The organism is Paenibacillus sp. LHD-38 (genome assembly GCF_031157315.1).
In the GTDB taxonomy this organism is placed as follows: domain Bacteria; phylum Bacillota; class Bacilli; order Paenibacillales; family Paenibacillaceae; genus Pristimantibacillus.
In genome coordinates this window covers 1-22,913 of the sequence record NZ_JAVIFU010000043.1, presented here as the reverse complement: position 1 = coordinate 22,913, position 22,913 = coordinate 1, and the positions used below count along the sequence as shown (strand labels likewise).

Genomic DNA, 22,913 nt, shown 5'->3' with positions numbered 1-22,913 from the left:
CCATGTATTTAGCAACAATATTTACGAAAAGAGCGTTTTTTTATTCTCATAGCGGGTTACGCGAGTACGCTCTATGTCCAATTGGTTCAAACTTGGATGCTCTCAATGACACCCGGTTGGGTTCTCCTCCTGCTCATCATAGGGACAGGCTTATATTTGGCACTTGAAAATTTGCGTGTCATTGCAAGATTTTTTGTATTAACATCTGTACTATTCGGGTTGTTGATCTTGATCAGTTTTTTAAACTTTAATAATGATATGCAAGTTTCTAATATTTTGCCGATAGGCGAATCAGGTTTTGTGCAAATTTTAAAGGGAAGTGAAAAAACTTTTTTTTCAATGCTCGGTTTTGAAGTGATCCTATATTTCTTTGCACAAGTTCAAGGCAATCACAAAGGTATGCTTCGTGTTGTCTCTTTAGCTAATTGTTTTGTCACATTATTTTATGCTTATTTTGTTTTCATTTGCCTGATTGGATTTAGTCCTAAAGTATTAGAACAAGTGAATGAACCGGTTTTGTATATCTTAAAAGGGTTATCTTATCAGCTGTTTGACCGCATGGATCTAATCTTTTTAACCATTTGGATTGTTCCAATGACCGCGACCATCGTTTCTTATCTATGCATAGCCGGAAAAAGTCTAACAACAAATCAAAGTTCTTACCGAAGGCTTGTGTGGATCAGCGGCTTGCTTGTCTATCTCATAGGGTGGTATTTATCCACTTTGGAAAATATTGATTTTTTCTATAAATGGATGCAATATGGATACCTTATTATGATTGCACCCTTGCCAATTTTGTTGTTGCTGGTGTCCTTTTTTCTAAAAAATAATGAAAAGGTTGGGTCAGCTTGAGAAAAAAATGTTTTCTTGCGATCTGTATAGGATTATTTTCAATGACCCTTACGGGGTGTTGGGACCTTCAATTGTTAATTAAGAAAAAAATGATAAACGGGATTAGCTTTGATGCTGCTAAAGATGGCAAATTGGTTGGGACTGTTAGTGCGGTCATCCTGAAGAGTAAAGGCAGCGGACAATTCGAAGTGAAGACTGAAGAATTTCAAGCAACCGGGGACTCCGTTTTTAATGTTGGTTCTACTGTTGACAGTATGCTTCCAGGCACCATAGAAGCAAGCAAAACTCATGTTTTAATCATCGGGGAAGATTTAGCAAAGCGTGGCATTATGTCCCCTTTGGAGTTTTTTTACCGGTATCCTAAAGGTTATCTGGCATCGAATGTTCTAATAAGCAAGGGACTAGCTTCAGAAGTTTTATCTTTTGAAACTACAGAAAGTAGTCCTGCCGCTTATAGTATTAAACAAATGGTTGATGGATCGGTAGGCAAGACGATTGTTCCGAAGCAAAATCTGTTCACCCTATGGAGTCAAATCACTGACCCGGGTGTTGATGCGGTTCTGCCCATGATACATAAAACGAAAAATAAAGCTTTAGTCGTGGATAGCATCGCATTATTTGATGGAACTAAATTTACCGGAGCGTCATTGTCTCGTGACGAAAGTACAATATTATTGCTTTTAATGGATAAGCTAAACAAACATGCATTCATGGATATACCACTAAAACAGAGCTCTGAAGAGAGCAAGTTTAAAGAAATGACCGTTAATATGATTACTTTTGAAGTTCGGAAAGTAAAGAGGTCATTTAAAGTGTCTGCAAGAGAAAACACTGAAGAAATCGAATGTTCATTAAAAGTTGACCTTTATGGTGCGATTAGCAGCTACCCATCCAATATGGGGCGAAAAATCGATCGCGTGCAGTTAAATCAGGAAATAGCCGCAATCTTGAACGAACAGGCAGCAGAAGTTGCAAGCAAATTGCAGAAAGCGAATTGCGATGCTCTCGGAATCGGCAGAAAACTGAGAGTTAACCATTCGAACCTATGGAAAAACATCGATTGGAATAACAAGTACAAGGAAGTGAAGTTGAAGCCAAGTATTCAAGTTCATATTACAAGTACAGGCGTTATCCAATGAGCAAGACTTAGAGATCTTCCATTGTGAGCAGAACCGGACAATGGTCGCTCCCCAAAATGTGACAGTCGATCTGCGCGTCGATAAGCTGCGGGCCGAGTCTTGCCGAGGCTAGGAAGTAGTCAATCCGCCAGCCCACGTTTCGCTCGCGTACCTTCGGCATGAAGGACCACCAGCTGTATACTTCGGAACGATCAGGATAGAAATGCCGGAACGTATCGAGGAAGCCGCCCTCCAGAAGCTCCGACATTTTGCCGCGCTCCTCCAGCGTAAACCCTGAGTTTCCGAGATTCGGCTTCGGATGTTTTAGATCGATTTCCTGATGCGCGACATTCAGATCGCCGCAAACGATCACAGGTTTCACGGCGTCAAGCTCCTGAAGGTAGCCACGGAACCGGTTTTCCCATTCCAATCGGTAATCCAGCCGCGACAAATCGCGCTTTGCATTTGGGGTGTACACGTTAACCAGATAAAAGCCTTCGAATTCAAGCGTAATGACGCGGCCCTCAGGCTCCGAGTTTTCCTCAATGCCGTAGTGGACGGAGAGGGGCTTTATTCTTGTGAAGACAGCCGTGCCGGAGTAACCCTTCTTCACGGCGTAGTTCCAATATTGCGCGTATTCCTCGCCAAGCTCCATGCTGATCTGGCCTTCTTGCAGCTTCGTCTCCTGCAGGCAGAAAATATCTGCGTTCGTTTCTTTGAAGTAATCATAAAAGCCCTTCGTTACGCATGCTCTTAAACCATTTACATTCCAAGATACCAGCTTAATCATGATCTATCTCCTTGCGACCTGAATCGTTTTTTACTAGTTTATCATAGATTCGGCCGCGAATGGCTGTCATCGACCGGCAGCAGCCTTTTGGAGGCCTTCCTGCGAATGATATATTCGATGACGAGCAGATTAGGAACCCAGCAAAGCCAAGCCACGACAAGGTAACCCGACTCAAAATCCCCCAATAGCATGACAAGCGGCGCAAGCCAAATGCGGAGGGTAACACCCGCAAACGTCAGCGCGTAGCTGCGGAGCATCCATTCGCGATGGGCTTTGGCGTCCTTGGCCATAATTTTGCGCAAGCCGATCCATGTCGTTGCTACCCATAGAACATCCAACGTAAAGAAACCAAGTCCCGAAATCCAGCCGCCTGTTGCGAAAAAGGATAAATAGATGCCGACAATGCCGCTCACAGCTATCGAAAGGACATAGACATAGCCCAGCCTTTTATGCAGTCGGCCTCTAGGTTTGGACGGCTTTTGAAAAATTTGAAAGGGACCTATGACCAACGCTAGCACAGCCGTTACGATATGAATGTAAAGCACGTAGACCCAAGGCGTCAGCTGGAAATCCGGCTCTTGAAGCTTAGCGGCAACGAGTCCGGCATCACTGGCTTTAAATAAGCTGTACTGCACAAGCGCATAACCGGCTATCGCAAAAGCTAAGAAAAACACGAGCGCACGATTGATCTTTTTTCCCATAATGAATATCACACTCTCTTTGTTTGGGATTTAATTGATAGGTGTTCAATAAAAGTCAAGCGTAAACGGCTGACGCCGTCATTGCGGCAAAAGCTCGTTTCGCGTTGAAATATAAGCATAGTATAAGGATGAAATTTATAGTTTCTTATATTTTTAAAAAATTAGTGCAGGCCGCGCAGCAGCAGCTGCACATGCATGTAGGCCAAAGTGGAGACTTCTTCAAAGGATTGCGTGCTCGAAATAAAAAAGCTGACAAAGCCGTGAAGGGAGAGGAACAGGATCCAGATCATAGCACCGTTTTCAGCATGCTCCGGATTGATTGCGAGCAGGGACTCCTTAACTGCCTTTGCGAATTTCTCATAGCTTTCCGTCTTCGGCTTCATGGTGTAGCAGTCCAGATCTGGCTGCTGGATGAGAAACATCAGCTCGAACGATCGTTTGTTCTCAAGCCCAAACCGGATAAAGGCGATAAAGATCATCTCCAGCTGTTCTTGGCCGGTAATGGGCGATTGACTGACAGTATCATCAAGCAGTGCATTGAGCATTTCAAAATCCGCCGCCGTCATCGCGCTGAACAAATCCGCTTTTTCGCGAAAATGGTAGTAAAGCGATCCCGGCGAATAGCCAAGCGACTTTGCGATTCCGCGCATGGATACGTCACGGTAGCCAAGCAGCGAGAACTGTTCTCTTGCGGTCTCCAGTATTCGTTCCTTGCTAAGCTCCTGATCAACAGCCTTACGTGGTGTCATGAGATTAAATTCTCCTTTTTTGAACATTGTTCAATAAAAAGTTACCATATTCTTCATATTATTGTCAACGGTCCAATGAAAGCTTGGACAGGTCGCCCCGGAGAGTGTATCCTATTTTTATCCAGATCATCAAGGAGGACGTATGTTCAAGCTCAAAACCTATTTAAGAAAGCCGCAAAGCCGGATTGAAGCCGAGTTTGGCCATGATTTGGAACGGTATCAACGAGTGTATAAAAACGAACGCGAGAAATTTTATATTCCTATTGATGACGATAATGCCGCGAGTATTATAGATTGCGAAAAGTTTGATGTTAACTATTTTTCAATGATCATAGTCATTCAATATAACGGCGCAAACGTAGTCGAGCTCGACAACCCGCCTATTTCGGGTACGTGTCTTTGGTTTGACTATTTAGCAATGATAGAACGCTATCTAGCGAATCAATATGCGGAGGGACTCTATGGCATCGATTACTTCGAGATGCAAATGAAAGCATGCAGAAAGGACGAAATGGCGTTTAGCATCTATTTAGCCCATAACAAGGAAAGATTCGTGTATGCCGTGCTGCCCCAAAAGGCGTTTATCAAAGCATTGCTGCATGAGCTGCAGCATATTTGGGGGAGATTGCATGAGCTGGGCGCGTTTGAGAGGGAAGCTTTAAGGAATAAGAAGCATGCCTTTCTCGGAGAGGAAACGAGCATTCGCATTCAGGAGTGCTTGCGCAAGTTGGATCAATAAGCCATGCAGAGCAGGAAGGGGAACAACATGAGCAAGACCAAGAAAATGAATTCATTAAGCCATTATCGGATGATGCTGAGCCGCTATCTGCTTCCGCGGAAAAAAACGTTAGCCGGGCTCGCGCTGCTGCTATTTGCCTCGATTTTGCTGCAGCTGGTTAATCCTCAAATTATTCGCTATTTCATTGATACTGCGCAATCAGAAAATGCCTTGCAGCCGCTTTATTATGCAGCTGCGATGTTTATCGGCTTCTCGCTTGTTCAGCAGCTCGTATCCGTCATCGCCACCTATGTGAGCGAGAATCTCGCTTGGCAAGCGACAAACCAGCTGCGCGGAGATCTTGCCGAGCACTGCTTGAGACTGGATATGTCGTTTCACAAATCGAATACTTCCGGATCAATTATTGAGCGCGTCGACGGGGATGTGAATGCGCTCGCGAATTTTTTCTCCAGCTTCATCATTCATTTGGCGGGCAATCTGCTGCTTATGCTGGGCATTATCGTTTTATTATTTCGGGAAAACGTGCTGATCGGCGCAGGCATGCTTCTATTTGTAGCATTCGCTATGTTTGTCATTCAATGGATTCGCAAATTTGCCGTGCCCGTATGGGCCAAGTGGCGGCAAATCAATGCTGAGTTTTACGGTTTTATCGGCGAGCATTTGGAGGGAACGGAGGATACGCGGGCAAACGGTGCAACCGGGTTCGTCATGAATCGATTCTATTCGCTGCTGCGCCGAATGCTGCCGCTGCGGAGAAGGGCGTTTCTTGGCTTCTCCTCCATGTGGATTACGACGATCATTGTGTTTGCGCTGGGCAACGCGATGGCTTTTGCGATTAGCGCCTATCTCTGGAAAGCAGGCAGCATTTCAATCGGGACCGTCTATTTAATTTTTTATTATACGGAGCTTTTAGCGAAGCCAATTGAAAAAATCCGGACGCAAATCGAGGATTTGCAAAAGGCGGATGCCAGCCTGCTTCGGATTCGCGAGCTGCTGGCTACGGTTCCGAGAATCGAGGATGGGCCAGGAGCGAAGCTGCCGGCTGGTCCGCTTGCCGTAGAGTTGGATGCGGTTACTTTCGGCTATGATGAATATCCGACGCTTGAGGAGCTGCAGCTTCATGTCAAGCCGGGCGAGGTGCTTGGGCTGCTTGGACGAACGGGAAGCGGGAAGACGACGCTGGCGCGATTGCTGCTGCGCTTCTACGACCCGCAGCAGGGCAGTATTAAGCTGAGCGGAACAGATATTAGGGAGTGCAAGCTCATAGAGCTGCGATCCAGGGTGGCGCTTGTCACGCAAAACATCGAAATTTTGCAGGGCAGCGTAAGAGATAACCTGACCTTCTATGACGATAGCATCCCGGACCAAGACATCATTCTAGTTCTGCGCGAGCTGGGACTGCGAAGCTGGTATGACTCGCTGCCTGACGGGCTGGATACGCCGCTCGCTTCGGGCGGCGGCAGCTTGTCGGCAGGCGAGGCGCAGCTGCTAGCTTTTGCGAGGGTTTTCCTTACAGACCCCGGCCTTGTTATTCTTGACGAAGCTTCGTCGAGGCTTGATCCGCTGACGGAATTTCGGATGGAGCAGGCGATCGGCAGGCTGCTGAGCAACCGCTCCTGCATTATCATTGCGCATCGTTTAACTACGGTGCAGCGCGCAGATCAGATTGTGATTTTGGAGCAAGGACGCATTGTTGAAAGCGGATCTCGGATAAAGCTGGCCGCTGATCCAGCGTCCAGGTTCAGCAGGATGCTTGCGGCAGGGCTTGAGGAGGTGCTGGTATGAGTACATTTACATACATGTGGCGTTTAATATGCTACCGGCCGGGCTGGTACATCACCAATGCGCTCGTCTGGACGGTTATTTATCTGATGCCGATTTTTCCGGGGCTCATTACGAAGGCATTTTTCGATTCCCTTACGATCAATTCAGCTGCCGGCTACGGCACATGGGGCTTAATCGCACTCTTGATTGGGGCCGCCCTCGCCCGCAGCGCTACGGTATTGATCGGTTTTATTACGGATGTTAACTTTCGTTTCCGAATGGGCATGCTGCTGCGGCGAAATTTATTGGAGCATATCTTGAAGGAGCCGGGAGCAAGGGCGATTCCATGCTCGCCGGGCGAAGCGATCAGCCATTTCCGCGATGATGTCGATCAGTCGGAGGAGGCGGTAAGCTGGTCCGTCGATGTGTTCGGCATGACCTGCTTCGCGGTCGTGTCTTGCTTTATCCTCATTCGAATAGATGCGCAAATGACGATGCTGGTGTTTTTGCCGCTTGTTATCGTGGTTATTGCCGCGCAGCTCGCTACGACTCGGCTGCAAAAGTATCGCTCGGAAAGCCGCGATTCTACGGCCAAGGTTACCGGGGCAATCAGTGAAATGTTCGGCAGCGTGCAGGCTATTCAAGTCGCAGGCGCGGAGAAACGTGTCATGTCTAGATTCAGGCAGTTGAACGATAATCGCCGCAAAACGATGCTGAAGGATAAATTGATGACTGAGGTGCTGGACTCGATTTTTTCCAATTCAGTCAATCTGGGGACGGGACTCATTCTGCTGCTTGCCGGGCAAAAAATGCGCGGTGGAGAATTTACGGTAGGGGACTTTTCATTATTCGTCTATTATCTTACCTTCGTGACACAGTTTATTTCTAACTTCGGCAAATTTCTGACCTATTTCAAACAAATGACGGTGGCTCTTCTGCGTTTGACCGGCATTTTGCAAGGGGCGCCGGCTCAGGTGCTGACGGTTGCGAACAGCCTCCATTTGAAGGGGGATGCGGCGGGTAAACCAGCTGCGGCAACGTCGTATGAAGCTGAAAAGCTTGAGCGGCTGGAAGTAAACGGTTTGACCTATACTTATCCAGAAACTGGAAGGGGCATCACGGCCGTTGATCTTAAGCTTACGCGCGGCTCCTTTACGGTCATAACCGGGCCGATCGGGTCGGGAAAAACGACGCTTGTGCGGACGCTGCTTGGGCTTCTGCCTCAAACCGGCGGTACGGTACGCTGGAATGGCCATGAGGTGCAGGACCCCGGCTCATTCTTTATTCCTCCGCGGAGCGCTTATACGGCTCAGGTACCTAGGCTTTACAGCGATACGCTGCGCGAGAATATATTGCTCGGCCATTCGGATCAGGACGGCCAGTTGGAAAGGGCGCTGCATACTGCTGTGCTGGAGGATGATCTTGGGCATTTGCAAAATGGTTTGGACACGGTCATCGGCCCGCGCGGCGTGAAGCTGTCCGGCGGCCAGGCGCAGCGAACAGCTGCGGCGCGCATGCTTGTCCGTGACAGCGAGCTTTATGTATTTGATGACCTCTCCAGCGCGCTGGATGTCGAAACCGAGCAGAAGCTTTGGGCGCGCCTCTTCCGCGAGCGCGGCGAAGCCACTTGTCTCGTCGTCTCGCACCGCAAGACGGCGCTTGCGCAGGCGGATCATATTATCGTTTTGAAGGATGGGCGGATCGAGGCCGAAGGAACCGCAGAGGAGTTGCTTCAGGTCAATGAATCATTCCGCAAGCTGTGGCATGGTGAAGAAATCTAAAAAAATATTTATGCATTCAAGGTGGAAATTTAACTTGGTGTTTCACCTCTGTTGTTCCTAATTAAATGTAAGAATCAAACAGCCCTCAACCAGATAAAAAGGTGGGGGCTGTTTGATGTTTGCATTGTATATAAATAATTTTGAAAAGGTAAGTCCATACTTTTTCCTATTGTGGGAAATGAATTTTGATTTAAGGCTAGGCTTTTAACAAATAATTTAAGGTGTTGATAATTGTGATGACTGGAGGAGGTTGCAGCTTGTTCGTTAAGCCCATGGGATAAACCGGCATGTATGAATAGTGAACCGTAAGAGAGAATATAAACAAAAAAAAGGAGCGAACCTACCTATGTATAAGAACAAGAGTACCGTAAAAGTCTTAATCGTTATGATGACAAGCTTGATGTTATTTGCAACAGGATGTACGCTAACTGATAATAATCGAGTGAGACAGAATACCCGGGACAATGATCAGGGGCCGGAAATCTTTCGCGATCGCAACAATGCGGATAACCGGATCAATCGTCCGTTCGGAGATGTCGATAATGGCGGATTGAATGGCGAACGGAACGGCCTGTTTAATGCGGACAATGGCGGAACTCGCAATGGCAACAAAGATGGATTAAGAACGGCTGAGGATCGGGTCGATGTAGCCGATCGGGCTGCAGAAAACATTACGAAATTAAAAGGCGTCCGACAGGCCAATGTGCTTGTTACACGGCGTAATGCTTACGTTGCAGCAGCCCTTGATGACGACCAAAAAAAGCTAACGCGCGATATTGAAGATCAGATCGCGAAACAAGTGAGAGCAGCGGATTCCGATATCCAGAACGTCTATGTATCCACGAATCCGCAATTTGTGGATCGCATCAATGGATATGTCGATGACGTTCAACAAGGAAGGCCTGTTGTCGGATTTGTGGAAGAATTTAATGAGATGGTGGCAAGAATATTTCCGAATGCGAGATAGATCCTGACTCGATACTTAAAATCCCATCTTGGCTTGCTGAGATGGGATCTTATTTTGGATTTTAGAGCACACCAAGTCATCAATTTAATAAAAGAAGCTCTGCAATTCAAGAAAGCTCAGTTTTTATCGAACGGAGAAGAGCAGAATTCGTATAAGGTTAGCAATTATATGCATGCTGCGTTTGCCCAAAGTATCATTGGAATTTTTCAACGGATCTTCAGCCGATTGGTTCTCCGCTTCCGCTTGTTCGGTCGGCTTTTCACGTTCGAGCCTACTGTTGTGTTCAAGGACGGGATATGTCGGAGCCGCTTGAAGGCATAGGAACTCTACCGGCGACTTTTTACGTATATCTATTGTCGGGCAAGTGAATATTATCTACATATATAATTGTTGACTGCCTATACTTACCATGGTTATAGAGGGGAGAGAATTTAAGATGGAGTCATTGTGGTTGGAGTATGCGTGGGCTTTACTCATTCTTATCGGTTTGGAGGGATTGCTGTCGGCTGACAATGCGCTCGTGTTAGCGGTCATCGCGAAGCATCTACCGGACGAACAGAAGAAACGAGCGATCAACTATGGAATCATTATGGCCTTTGTCTTTCGTTTTGCCGCCCTTTTTGCGATATCCTTTATCGCGAATGTCTGGCAGGTGCAGGCGATTGGTGCAGCCTATCTTCTATACCTAGGGTTAAAGCATATCATCCAAGCGCGTTTCGGTAATAAGAATGAGAATATTCACAAAGAACTGAAGGAAAAAGCGGCAGGGAAAGGCTTTTGGCCTACGGTTGGAAAAATTGCGCTGGCAGACCTCGCCTTTGCGATTGATTCCATTCTAGCTGCGGTTGCGCTTGCGCTTGGACTGCCAGACTCGCCGCTTGGAGATTTCGGCGGTATGGACGGTGGACAATTTATTGTAGTGGTGCTTGGCGGAATCGCCGGCTTAGTCTTAATCAAATATGCAGCTACTTGGTTTGTAAAACTGCTTGGCCAACGCCCAGCACTTGAGACAACGGCTTACGCGATTGTTGCCTGGGTTGGGGTAAAGCTTGCCGTCATTACGCTTGCCCATGAGGATATTGGGGTTTTGGATCATCATTTTCCCCATAGCACGGCTTGGACTTCCGTCTTCTATGTTGTATTGGTGGTGATAGCCCTTCTTGGGTGGTTTGCACCCAGCAACAAACCTTCTAAGGCAGGTAATGCCTAATGGAAAATCGCGCTAAATCGTTGAATTTGAAAAAGGTACTCCTTAGGGGGCCTTTTTCTTTTTTGAGTGCAGGCATTTAAAAGGTTTTTATACTTGTCCTTATAGACAGCATGGCGAGCCGTACCATAAATAATTGCAAGTTTAATCTGTGGTGTCGCGTGAGCGGCATGAATGGCTAACGGGCAGATAGCAACAACACTGTTCAAGCTATGGTAATATTTCGAAGAGTACGTCAGGATTTTAGTTGGAGTGATTAAATTGCAATTCCATATGACAACTTTTATAAATACTTATGATGAAAATGGAATTTATTATGAACGCCCAAAAAATTTAAGCGACGAGGGTATAATTGAAACGGCTCAAGCTAACTTAGCAGCTCAAGCTGATGATACATATTTTGATGGTGTCATTGACCTCAATATCAATGGTCAACTATTTGTGGGTGGTCGGTTAGGCACATCCTCATTATTATTGACTTGGGAGGATTTTACCTGTTTTAAAGAGCGGCTATCAGAAGGTAAAGCGCAGATTACCTTTTTAGATATGGTTGTGGATTTTTATATACTACCAGTAGAGGAAGGATACCAATTAATGACGTTTGAGCTAGACCTTGTAGTAGATGCAAATGATTATGTAATCTCTTCGACTACACGAGAAGTATTGAGTGCCATTATTCCTAAAGACATTTTTGAAGAAGAGGTTGGTCGAGCTTGTGGTGAGTTTATTCAATTCTGTGAAAAAGCTAATCTCCCAGTGAATAAATCTGAATTAGCTTCGCTTAAAGAACACTATTTAGCATTTATAGAACCAAAAATTCGCTAACGAGTAGAGTCAGCTCGAACAAACCGTTAACGGGCAGTTTAGCGCAATAAAGTCGACAACTAGCTTGGTGAAATTTTACAGAGTTTTGTGCCATAATATATGTGTAGGACCTAAGGGGGGATTATGTGATCAAACGTTCAATTGAAGAAATATTATCAATGGTTGAAGGAAATGAAGTAACTGCGTCTTTTAAATCTTCTGAAATCATAAACATCCAGGGAGTATCAATCGATTCGAGAACACTAAAAGAAGGTAATTTATTTGTCCCAATAGTGAGAATTGATGATGGACACAAATATGTAAAGCCGGCTTTTGAAAATGGAGCAGTCGCTTCCTTGTGGCAAGCAGACCATTTTCCACCCCCAGAAGGTTTACCACTCATAATTGTAGATGATACGTTAAAGGCTTTACAAAATATCGCGCAATCCTATCGAGGACAATTAAACTGTAAAGTAATTGGGGTAACAGGGAGTAATGGAAAAACCACAGTTAAAGATATTGTAACTTCGATATTAAGTACAAAATATAAAGTTCAAAAAACTTATGGGAACTTAAATGGAGAGTATGGCCTCCCCTTATCTTTATTAGAAGTTGAAGAAGATACTGAGATTGTTGTTTTAGAAATGGGAATGAGTAATGCCGGTGAAATGAAAGCCCTATCGGAGATTGCGAAGCCCGATTTCGGAGTAATTACAATGATTGGTTTATCACACCTGTCGAGTCTTGGATCGAGAGAGGGAATTGCTTTAGCCAAGTTAGAATTACTTGAAGGTTTAAACCCTAGTGGGGCCATTATTATCAATGGGGATGAACCATTACTCACACAGGCACTCACGGAAATAAAACTCCCAGAAACACTGTCGGTTATTCGATTTGGAGAATCTCATACCAATGATTACTTTCTACTAACAATTGACCATAATCAATCCAGCATTTCTTTTACATTGAACAGGTATAGTGATGAATTTTCTGTGCCTTTACTTGGAAGGCATAACGTATTAAACGTACTTGCTGCGATTGCCTTGGCAGATCGTTTTCAAATAACTCAACAGGATATTCAGTCTGGACTTTCTAATTTAGAGGTCACTGGAATGAGAATGGAACGGATCCCTGCCCCAAAAGGATTCTTAATTATTAACGATGCATGGAATGCAAGCCCTGTTTCGATGAAAGCAGCAATAGAGACAGTTTCAAATCTAGATGGTTTTAATAAAAAGATTTTGGTTTTAGGTGATATGTTGGAATTGGGAGATAAAGAAAATGAATTTCATGAAGAAATAGCTAAAAGTATTGATACATCGAAAATACACTCCGTATTTACTATTGGTAATTTAAGCAGAATTATATCTGATACACTTAGTGGTTCAAAATTAGAAGGAGTAGTGAAGCATTTTACCTCAAAAGAAGATCTTGTATCTGAATGTAACCGAATATTAAAGAAAAATGATGTCATATTAGTTAAAGGATCACGAGGTCTAAAGTTAGAGGATATTTGTGATTCGTTAAATAAATGATAGAACTCTAAATTCCCGATCCGATTTCATTGGGTTACTGAATATTAAACAAGACCGGTTTGGACTGGTCAGTATGGAGCAATACTCGAAGTTGAAATATAGATCCGGGCTCATGCCCGGGAAAGCACGGCAGGTCAAGGTTCAAGCCTTGACCTGCCGTTTTGTTTTGCGCCAAGACTTGCAGCAGTTTATAGAATCTATGGATGAAGTTCTGCAAAAAGCATCGGTAATGCCTTAAAAAACTTCCTTTTCGTTTTTGAGCAGATATTTATAATAAGAAGCAGAATGATTCGTTTATGCCAAATAGGGATCGTTCAAAAGCATGTATTCTATTTCTATCAAACGAGGAGGAACATGATGACTCGCAAGGCTGCATTACATTTCAGAGATTCATGGAGGCGACTGTTGGCGGTTATTGTTGCTGTGAGCATTGTTGCTGCGCTTGTGCCGATCGGCACGGCTTCGGCTGCGGATGACGGCGGGGCCGCCAGCACAGGTTTTACTGTCGAAATAAATGAAACCGTTACCAATGGGTTTACGCATCCAGGTGTCGGAGTAACCAAAGCAATACTTGAAAACATGAGAGATCAGGTACTAGCGCAAAAGGAGCCTTGGTATTCCTACTATAAGGCCATGACCGTCTCCGGGATGGCGTCAAAGACGGTTACATCGAGCAACCAGAGTGCTGAGGATCCGACGATGCCGGCAATCAATGCTTTTGACAGTCAGGGCTTTAATTCGAGATTTATAGCAGATGGTCTGAAAGCGTATACACAATCGCTTATGTATTTTATAACCGGCGATGAGGTGTACCGGGCGAATGCTATGAGCATTATCCGTATTTGGTCCCGGATGGATCCTGCGAAATACAGGTATTTTACTGATGCTCATATCCATACGGGCATTCCGCTCAACAGGATGGTCACTGCGGCAGAAATTTTAAGGTACTCCAGCTATCAATCGGAAGAGCTGAAATGGACCGACAAGGATACCGCTGATTTTACGAATAATCTGATCAATCCGGTTATCGAAACCTTTCAGCATGATAACAACCAATTTATGAACCAGCATAACTATCCGCTGCTCGGAGCGATGGCGGGGTATATTTTTACCGATAACCGAGAGAGGTATAATGAGGCTGTAGAATGGGCCACTGTGAATAAGACGGCCAGCAATCAAGGCTTCAATGGCTCCATTAAGCAATTGTTCCGATTGGTCGACACCAATGCGGAGACAGGGGAGAAATTGGACACGCCGGTCGTCCAGCAGGTGGAGATGGGCCGGGACCAGGCGCATGGAGCCGGAGACTTAACAAATGCGGCGATTCTGTCGCGTATGTTTATTGCTCAGGGAACCAAGATCGACCCGGTGGAGGGCACCGTATCCACAAAGGATAATGCCGTAGGCTATTATGAATTTCTGAATGATCGGGTTTTAGCGGCGGCCGACTTTTTCTGGAAATACATGCTTGGTTATGACACGCCTTGGGTACCGGTTCCTTTTTCTATTTTTCCTGATGGAACGGTGAAAGGCATCTACCAAAAGTTCTCGGACTCGTATAGAGGAAGAATGAATACGGCTTTGTTTTGGGACATGTACTACTATTACACCTACGAGAAAGGGATCAACGTAGCGGAGAAAGCTCCGTATTTCTATGAAGCTTTCACCAGGAAAATTCCGTCCAATTATTATTATCAAGGGACGTTCAGGCAAGCATGGGAAAGTCCGGACGGAGGCGGAGACTTCTGGATCTACATTCCGAAGGAAGCGGAGTCGGAAGGCGGGAAGTATGTTCCCAAAGAGCAGACAAGCGATGCGCTGGTCGAAGTAGAAGACCGGTACACGGTATTTGATCAGCATACGGCTACCGTCCATGAAGGAGCTGCCTCTTATGTGCAGACAAAAGCAACGGAAGATGGAAGCAAATTTGTCCTTCTTAATTTGTCATATGCCAATCGCACGAATTCCCGGCTTATTGGCATCAAGTTTCGTACGAACGGCACAGCTGTCTTAGAGCTGAGCAAAGAAATCGGTTCGACGCCTTACCATACGCTGACGCTGCCGGATACGAAGGGTCAGTGGAAATACATGACCTATGACATGGGCATTAACAAAGTTACCTACGGTCAGCTTGACGGCGACTACAGCCTCCTTTATGTAAAGGTGAAAGGAACAGGCACAACAGTTGATATTGACCACCTGAATGTAAAAGCAGGCGAACAACTGACCCCTCCTGTGTTTAAAGACGGAGCTTCAAATGTGAATAGTTATGCTTTTGTTGACGCTCCTGTGAAGCTGGACTTTTCCGCTGACGATTCCGGTCAAGAGGATGTCCTCGCATATGAGATTGCGAATATGCCGCAAGGCGCGGAATTTAATGCGGGCACCGGCGCATTTGCCTGGCAGCCGACGCAAGCCGGAACGTATTCTTTTATCGTCCAGGCTTCCGACGGCACAACGCTTTCAACTAAAAATGTCAATATCGTTGTAAGCCAAGACCGCTCTTCTGCCGTACAAGCAGCTACAGCGCTTTATAATCCGAGTACTCTTTATGTGACGGCATCTCTTAATCAGTTTAAAGCCGTATACGAGGATACGATGAGTCAGCTGGAAGCTGCGACGAATGAAGCTTTCTATCAGCAATTATTAGCCATGCGAAAAGCGGCCGAAGGTCTTCAATTGTTGACTCCTTTATTCGCGGCTAACGGAAGTATGAATTATACGGGCCTCGTGACATCCACCTTTGGAAACGCGATTTCACTCCTAACGGATGGCAACGATAATACGTTCCCGGCTTATTCGCTGGCGCCGTATCCGAATTTGTATCATATCATCGATTTTGGACCTGATTATAAGATTTCGGCCGATGCGTTTGCTTTTGAGGGGCGAATGAATTTTGTGGATCGGATGGCAGGCTCGACGGTATTCGGTTCCAATGACAGAGAAAACTGGACGCGGCTGACACCAGGACAAACGGCGTATACCGACGGGATCGCAACGCTTGACGTGGACGATGCGTACAAAAATGCCCAATTCCGGTATATTAAAATCCAAATGATTGATCCACAGCCGGATGCTCTCCGCGGTCAAGTTCAGAATATGCTAGAGTTGGCCGAGCTTAAAATCTTTGGCGAGCGTCATGAGACGAATAACAAGCTGGAGTCCGTGTCGCTTAGCTCGGACCAGAGCGTTAATGGCCGGATCGTGCTGGGCAATACGGCAAAATTAACGATCAAAGCAAAAGAACCGATCCAGAACATAAAGGTCACGATCCAAGGCCGGGATGCAATCGTGAGTACGCAGGACAATATCTATTGGACGGCCGCGGCGACGTTGAACGGAGACGTCCAGACGGGCTCGGTCAAATTTGCGATTGACTATAAGGCGAACGACGGAACGGAAGGAGACACGACGTATACTACGACCGATAACACCAAGCTGTATCTCGCTGACGAGTCGGATTTGATCGGCAATGTGACCGGCATCGCCCATTTAATCGATTCTACTTCCGGAAGATCAGCAGCAGAAACATTAAAGCAGGTAAATTGTCTATTCGATAACAATCCGCTTACGAACTCCGATTTCCGGATGAACGGCGGCGGAGCGGGAGGCTTCATTACGTTCGATTTCAAGGAAGGCAATCAAGCCGTATTATCGAGTGTAGAACTGCTTGCGAGACAGGATAATAATTTATACGCCCGGATTAGGGGGACGGAGATTCAGGGATCTAACGATCTTACGAATTGGACAACGATCTCGAAGCCAGCGGCTGTAACGGCGGATTGGCAATCGCACGCGATCAGCGGGACGGAAGCTTACCGTTATATCCGCATTTATAATCCGAATGCGTGGTTTGGCAATATGGCGGAATTGAGACTGCATGGGAAAGTGAAAGAGGCAGACCTGATACCGCCGGTGACATCGGATGACGCGCCGAACGGATCCGTTAACAAGGATGCGTTGGTAAGCTTCGATGCCGTCGATACCGGTTCCGGGGTAGCGGCTACCTATTTCACAGTAAACGGGGGCGCACAGCAAACCGGCAGCTCGGTTAATTTGACCGAAGAGGGGACGCATACTTTGGTGTATTGGAGCGTGGACTTTGCAGGTAATGTGGAACAGCCGCATACGGTTACGGTTCATGTGGACAAGACTGCCCCTGCCGATCCCTCCATCGCGGCGGACGTTACAACGCCGACTAACGGCGACGTTACCTTAACGGTCAGATATCCCGATGATGCTGTGGTCAATGAGTACAAAAAGGGCGCAGAAGGGGAATGGACGCCATACACCACCCCGATCGTTGTTTCCGATAATGAGACCGTGTATGCAAGAGCAACGGATGCTGCAGGAAATGTATCGAAGGTAGCCAGTTATACGGTCAGCAACATTGATAAGATCGCGCCGGTGCTATCCGTTCAGCTGGATAAGTATTCAATTTGGCCGGCGAACCATAAAATGGTGACGGTCCATGCCGCGCTGAATGCGAGCGATGCCGGATCGGGCATTGAACCGGTGGTGTTAACTTCCATTACGTGCAATATACCCGACATCGATAAAGGCGACATTCAGGCCGAATTCGGCACAGCAGTCGATTCGTTCAGCTTGCGTGCGGAAAAATCGCGCATCTATACCATCACGTATACGGCAACCGACAAAGCGGGCAACCAAACGGCTGTATCTGTTACCGTCACTGTGCCTCATAATCAGTCTGGAAAATAATAAGCAACAGGAAGAGGAAGGCCCGGTGCCTTCCTCTTCCTGTTATTTTCACGTTGAAGATGGTCTTTGTCGCTTAGACGAGTCATGCCGCTTCGCGATGCCATCGGTTACCCTTGCGAGTAAGGGGCTCAGCAAATGGAATCAGATTAAAATCGCAGTGGCTTTAGATTTAGCTAAACGAGATATTAGTCAAGGACACTTAGAATAATGAAACAATCAAGACTAATTTTGATATGATCCTCTGTTGAACTAACGTTAGCGCAATAATGCAACACGACGAGGCTGCCGGCAAATAACCGGCAGCCTGTTTTTGGTTCTTGCACTCTCTACAATGTTTGCAATACTTCTATGTCACTTTTAAGTGCGTTGATATCCCTCAATCGACCTTTTTCTGTCAAAGTAAGACTTATTAACTCGAATGCCTCTGCCTTGCTAAGCCATCGAACTTCCTGTGTTTCATGATCAAAATTATGTACTAATCCTGTCGGGTCTTACTAAAATTTTGTGACGCATGTATCTGATTCAAACGCCCCTAGGATCGGTGCAATAACTTTACAAACATATCCAGTTTCTTCTCTAACTTCTCTCAATGCTGTGAATTCAGTAGATTGATCTTGTGGATCTCTTCCCCCTTTGGCAAAAGTCCAAACATAGCCTCCCCAATATCCACTAGGACTTCTCATCAATACTTCACCAGCATCATTAAAAACAATGCCCCCGTAAGCAAATTCATCCACTTTAAATGATGATTATAAAACCAAGGTTCCTCGATAGTATTCAATTCACTATTACTTTCCTGGGTCTGTCTAAAAGTTTGTCTTTAGACCTCCCTTGGGGGACAAGATCAATCCAAAAAAATTTCTACTTGTATTTGTGGCTTTTTATCTCCCTGCGGTGTCTAATTGAATGTAAGGTCAAGAGGAGGTTCTTTACAATGTCTGGAGCTCATGACAAAAGCCCTGTTTATCCGGATGAACAGGGAAACATCAAAAAATTTGAAATCACCTATGATCAATATCGCAAAAGAATCTGCAAATATCTCTCGTTGAAAGTAAATCCTATGGTTGCGGATGACCTAACACAACAAGTTTTCTTAAAGGCAATAGAAAACATTCATACTTTTAAAGAAAATTCCAGTTTATTCACTTGGATTTTCAAAATTGCTCAGAATACAGTGAAAAATGAATTTCGAAGTTTATCACGAAAAAAAGATATCCCATATGATTTTACAGGTTACGAATCACAGTCTATCTCTCTTGATTTTGCTAAGTATGTTGAAATCCGTATTGATATTAGTTCAGCGTTAAAAAATCTAAATGAACTAGACCAACAGATTATTTCATTGCGTTTTTTTGTTGACTGCACCTTGTCGGAAATTTCCAAGATCGTTGGAATGCGTGAGAGTGCAGTAAAGAACAGGTTGTACCGATCATTAGAGAAATTAAGAAGAGAATTAAAAGAATGGGGTGACATTGCCATAATGTCTATTCTAGATATGATATCAATAGTAAATAAAAGTGAAACAAATGACATGACTGATAGTCTGAAGAAGGTTCATCAAGACTTATTTAATGAGCTTAAGGATAATGTTGAAAGAATTTCACTGAAATATAAACACCAGCCATCCAGAAAAATTATCATTGAAATTTATCCAGATCTTCCGACCTTCCATCAAGCTGTGGGAGAAGAAAATGCTCCCAATTGGTTCATGGGTACCTTTGAGGAGAATTATTTAAAAATTGTTTCTCCTTTGAATCCTGGACCAGAGCATACGTATCAATCCATTCTTAAATCCACCGTACACTTGTTCACAATGTGGTTAATCACTGACATTAATCCGCGTGCTCCAAAATGGGCGCGTCAAGGTATTGGAGGATATGAGTCAAAAGGAATGAGCGAAGAATTCATCAAGAACAGCACTTTAGATACCATTCATAATATTGTTATCCCGTCTTTTCAAGAGTTAAATAATGATACTTGGGATTTTGAAACGATGAAAGGATTTCAATTTTCTTATTTAATTGTGGAGTTCATTGTTGATAAATATGGATTAGATGCATTAAATAAAGTAATTAGAAATCCCAACGGTTTTAATGAAATTTTTCAATGTTCTGAGTCAGAGCTGCATGAGCAATGGGTTGAGTATGTAAGAAACAAATAGTAATGTTTTTGGCCCTCAGTAATGGTAAGGGAAACACATTTTTAATCCTCTATTTAAAAAAAGGGATTAGTGCTCCTTTTTTCATTCTATATCCCTAATACTCATAATGTGGCTCTTTAACCATCTGATGTGTAATATGAATTATTCAACTCCAGGAGGGATATCATGAAGGACCTAAGAATAGAACAACTTGCAAGGAACGTTGTTACATACTCTGTAAATCTTCAAAAGGGAGAGAAGTTGTTAATTGAAGTAGAGGGCCATGATACCTTATTAGCTAAAGCAATTGTCTTAGAAGCTTATAACGCAGGCGCTTATCCTTTTGTAGTATTCACAGATAAGGATATTCTTCGAACACAATTGATCCATAGTTCATCGGAACAATTAGAACGATTAGCATCATATGATTTTGTCCGCATGAATGATATGGATGCCTATGTGCTAATTAGAGCAGATGCCAACGACAGTGAACTATCCGATGTTCCTTCAGAAAAAATTGATCAATACTGGAAGGTATATTATCACCATGTTCATGAACCTAGATGGGCAAAAACAAAATGGTGTATTCTGAGTTACCCTAACGCCGCTGCGGCACAACGCGCTAAGATGTCAACGGAAAAATTTGAGAATCTTTACTTTAGCGTGTGTAATCTAGATTATTCAAAATTGTCAGAGCAAATGGATGTTTTGGTTAGTCTTCTAAGTAAAACAGATAAAGTGAGGATCAAGGGGGAAGGGACTGATCTGACGATGTCAATTAAAGGAATGCCCGTCAGAAAAGATGCTGGCCTACAAAATCTGCCTGACGGTGAGGTTTATAGCGTTCCTATAAAACATTCCATTAATGGAGTGATATCTTTCAATACTCCCGTCAACTTTAGAGGAACTACATTCGATAATATCGTTTTAACCTTTGAACATGGAAAAATTGTTGATGCAAAAGCAAATAACGCGGCAAAGTTCTTGGAGATATTAGAGATAGATGAGGGGGCAAGATATATAGGTGAATTTGGTATTGGTCTAAACCCATATATATGGGAGCCAATGAACGATATTTTGTTTGATGAAAAAATTTGGGGTAGTATTCACTTGGCAATTGGCAGTGCTGCCGTTCAATGTCAGGATTCAAACATGTCTTCTATACATTGGGATATTGTCTATAACCAACGTGAAGAATACGGCGGTGGGCAAATATGGCTTGATGATGTCCTAATAAGAGAAAATGGTTACTTCGTTACTAAAGAACTTGATGGATTAAACCCAGCACAAAAAAACGCCAAAATTCAATAAATTACAATGGCCTTTTGTTACGCTCCCATGGAAGAACGTAATTACTTCCATAATTTGCGGTGTCGCGTGAGTGGCATGGTTGGCTAACGGGCGGGATAATTTAACTATTATATAAAATATAATGGTAAAAGTTATCACCCATATTTCTCATAGGAGGTGCATCTATGGATCATATAACGATTAGAAAAGCAAAAATTGATGATGTTACTGGGCTTTCCGAATTGTTCGTTGAATTTATTGGTGAAAAGTCTAATTTAACTGCTATGAAAAATCAGGTTGAAATAATATCTAATAATCCTAACTATTACGTTGCAGTTGCTAGTGATAGTAATCGAGTCATCGGTACATCGATGGGGATAGTTTGCTATGATTTGGTTGGCAATTGTAAACCGTTTATGTTGATTGAGAACGTAGTTGTTTCATCTGAATATCAAGGTCAGGGTGTGGGGAAGCTGCTAATGAAAGCTCTTGAGGATTTTGGACAAAAGAACATGTGCAGCTATGTCATGCTCGTATCCTCAAGCAAACGTGAATCAGCACATAAATTTTACGAATCAATTGGTTATTCTACTGACAAAAGAGGTTTCACAAAACGTTTGATGCAATAAATTTAATGCTGATTATCAGCTCGAGGTTGAGCTAACGGGTACATTAGCTTAATAAGACATGCACACAAAACAGCTACCTTAAAAGCCTGCATACATAAGTGAAACCTCTCCAGAGACATATAAAAGGCCCTATAAGCCATTTTCTTTTTATTGGTCGAATTTAATACTTCGAATACAAAGGGAAAATGGTAAAATAGGGCCTTTCTGCTTGTTTAATGCGTTTTGACGTCTCCGAGGCATCATGCTCACAAAATAAGGATTTTTGTACAGATGTACTGATAGGCCCATGGAAGAACGCAATTACTTCCATAATCTGTGGTGTCGCGTGAGCGGCATGGATGGCTAACGGGCAGGTTAGTTTATCGAAAATTCACTATATCCATAAAATACCTGTACAGAAATTGTAACTAATAAATCAAGATAAGCGTCAGTAGGAAAGATGAAAGGGGGGGGGGGGAGATTGAAACTGAAATTCATTTTGCTGGCATGTGTAATGTTAATTGCATTGACAGGATGTTTTAATGATTCTATAGAAAACGAAACTAGTCAACCGGTAGGTGAAGAACATAATGAAGGTAAAGGAATTATAGAGAAACTGACATTGGAAGACTTCAAAAAAGCATTGCAGGTAGAAGGACTTGAATTAATGCCAGTTGTAGAAGAACCTAATAATTGGATATTGAACAACAATAAACCGAATAAGTTTACCGTGGGTAGTCCTGCCGAAAATATAGATCCAACTAAACTAGAGAGAGTTTCAATTTATGTTTTTGAATCAGAAAACGCACGCAAAAAAGGTTTGGAAGACTTTAATAAACAAAAAGAAAAATATGATATGACGCTTCCTCGTATTTATGAAGCAAAAAATATGATGGTATTTTATTGGGCACATGGAAATATGAATGAATCTGCGAAATATGAAAAACAATTTCAAAAAGCAATCAACCGACTAAAAAATTAGATTTGGAAAAAGCGAAGTTATTTCTGTTTAGCTACATCACTTGAACGGGTACGTTGCTATGAACGTTTTTGTCAATACCTCGTACTTGCATTAACCGAAACACTAGGCGCGGGGGCAAATAAGCGAGCGACGGTCGGCACGCTGCTATCCGTGGGTTGGTTACC

At 44.1% G+C, this 22,913-nt stretch carries 18 protein-coding genes; 14 read left to right on the top strand and 4 right to left on the bottom strand.

The features are described from left to right. Nucleotides 1-42: 42 nt before the first annotated feature. Nucleotides 43-852, top strand: a complete 810-nt coding sequence (locus RCO25_RS26645) for a GerAB/ArcD/ProY family transporter (protein WP_308999149.1) — start codon at nt 43-45, stop codon at nt 850-852. Continuing rightward, complete coding sequence (locus RCO25_RS26640; RefSeq protein ID WP_308999108.1) at nt 849-1,991, top strand: Ger(x)C family spore germination protein; 1,143 nt, start codon at nt 849-851, stop codon at nt 1,989-1,991. Before RCO25_RS26645 ends, RCO25_RS26640 begins: the two co-directional genes overlap by 4 nt. 7 nt (nt 1,992-1,998) lie before the next feature. On the opposite strand, the gene RCO25_RS26635 is transcribed toward RCO25_RS26640, so the two are convergent. The 3 genes from RCO25_RS26635 to RCO25_RS26625 form a co-directional block, all read right to left on the bottom strand. Then, a complete protein-coding gene (locus RCO25_RS26635) occupies nt 1,999-2,757 on the bottom strand; it encodes an exodeoxyribonuclease III (protein ID WP_308999148.1) in 759 nt (252 codons plus the stop codon). A gap of 44 nt (nt 2,758-2,801) precedes the next feature. Then, nucleotides 2,802-3,461: a DUF2306 domain-containing protein gene (locus RCO25_RS26630; protein WP_308999107.1), complete on the bottom strand. Its 660-nt coding sequence runs from the start codon at nt 3,459-3,461 to the stop codon at nt 2,802-2,804. 161 nt (nt 3,462-3,622) lie between these two features. Next, nucleotides 3,623-4,210 carry a TetR/AcrR family transcriptional regulator gene (locus RCO25_RS26625; protein ID WP_308999106.1) on the bottom strand — a complete coding sequence of 196 codons (588 nt, stop codon included), beginning with the start codon at nt 4,208-4,210 and terminating at the stop codon, nt 3,623-3,625. 142 nt (nt 4,211-4,352) lie between these two features. Here RCO25_RS26625 and RCO25_RS26620 point away from each other — a divergent pair, with 142 nt between their 5' ends. The 8 genes from RCO25_RS26620 to RCO25_RS26585 all read left to right on the top strand — a co-directional run bounded on the left by RCO25_RS26620 (nt 4,353) and on the right by RCO25_RS26585 (nt 17,729). Beyond that, the gene (locus RCO25_RS26620) at nt 4,353-4,949 is read left to right on the top strand and encodes a hypothetical protein (protein ID WP_308999105.1); all 597 of its coding nucleotides are present in this window, start codon (nt 4,353-4,355) and stop codon (nt 4,947-4,949) included. A 27-nt stretch (nt 4,950-4,976) separates the two neighbouring features. Further along, nucleotides 4,977-6,734, top strand: a complete 1,758-nt coding sequence (locus RCO25_RS26615) for an ABC transporter ATP-binding protein (protein ID WP_308999104.1) — start codon at nt 4,977-4,979, stop codon at nt 6,732-6,734. Further along, nucleotides 6,731-8,494: an ABC transporter ATP-binding protein gene (locus tag RCO25_RS26610; protein WP_308999103.1), complete on the top strand. Its 1,764-nt coding sequence runs from the start codon at nt 6,731-6,733 to the stop codon at nt 8,492-8,494. Before RCO25_RS26615 ends, RCO25_RS26610 begins: the two co-directional genes overlap by 4 nt. A gap of 346 nt (nt 8,495-8,840) precedes the next feature. Continuing rightward, nucleotides 8,841-9,461 (top strand): YhcN/YlaJ family sporulation lipoprotein, encoded by a 621-nt coding sequence (locus RCO25_RS26605; RefSeq protein ID WP_308999102.1) that lies wholly within the window; start codon nt 8,841-8,843, stop codon nt 9,459-9,461. Between the two features lie 436 nt (nt 9,462-9,897). Next, nucleotides 9,898-10,671, top strand: a complete 774-nt coding sequence (locus RCO25_RS26600) for a TerC family protein (protein WP_308999101.1) — start codon at nt 9,898-9,900, stop codon at nt 10,669-10,671. A 249-nt stretch (nt 10,672-10,920) separates the two neighbouring features. Next, nucleotides 10,921-11,493: a hypothetical protein gene (locus RCO25_RS26595; protein ID WP_308999100.1), complete on the top strand. Its 573-nt coding sequence runs from the start codon at nt 10,921-10,923 to the stop codon at nt 11,491-11,493. Between the two features lie 125 nt (nt 11,494-11,618). Next, a complete protein-coding gene (locus tag RCO25_RS26590; protein WP_308999099.1) occupies nt 11,619-13,007 on the top strand; it encodes a UDP-N-acetylmuramoyl-tripeptide--D-alanyl-D-alanine ligase in 1,389 nt (462 codons plus the stop codon). A gap of 405 nt (nt 13,008-13,412) precedes the next feature. Further along, nucleotides 13,413-17,729 carry an OmpL47-type beta-barrel domain-containing protein gene (locus RCO25_RS26585; protein WP_308999098.1) on the top strand — a complete coding sequence of 1,439 codons (4,317 nt, stop codon included), beginning with the start codon at nt 13,413-13,415 and terminating at the stop codon, nt 17,727-17,729. A gap of 494 nt (nt 17,730-18,223) precedes the next feature. Here RCO25_RS26585 and RCO25_RS34920 read toward each other — a convergent pair whose 3' ends face one another. Beyond that, nucleotides 18,224-18,466, bottom strand: a complete 243-nt coding sequence (locus RCO25_RS34920; protein ID WP_374992170.1) for an NUDIX domain-containing protein — start codon at nt 18,464-18,466, stop codon at nt 18,224-18,226. A gap of 197 nt (nt 18,467-18,663) precedes the next feature. Between RCO25_RS34920 and RCO25_RS26580 the strand changes: the two genes are divergently transcribed. The 4 genes from RCO25_RS26580 (at nt 18,664) to RCO25_RS26565 (ending at nt 22,749) form a co-directional block, all read left to right on the top strand. Next, entirely contained in the window at nt 18,664-19,890 is a 1,227-nt protein-coding gene (locus RCO25_RS26580) for an RNA polymerase sigma factor (protein ID WP_308999097.1), read from the top strand. Nucleotides 19,891-20,055: 165 nt separating this feature from the next. After that, nucleotides 20,056-21,180, top strand: a complete 1,125-nt coding sequence (locus RCO25_RS26575; RefSeq protein WP_308999096.1) for an aminopeptidase — start codon at nt 20,056-20,058, stop codon at nt 21,178-21,180. Nucleotides 21,181-21,344: 164 nt separating this feature from the next. Beyond that, nucleotides 21,345-21,788, top strand: a complete 444-nt coding sequence (locus RCO25_RS26570) for a GNAT family N-acetyltransferase (protein ID WP_308999095.1) — start codon at nt 21,345-21,347, stop codon at nt 21,786-21,788. Between the two features lie 460 nt (nt 21,789-22,248). Next, entirely contained in the window at nt 22,249-22,749 is a 501-nt protein-coding gene (locus tag RCO25_RS26565; protein ID WP_308999094.1) for a hypothetical protein, read from the top strand. Nucleotides 22,750-22,913: the final 164 nt, after the last annotated feature.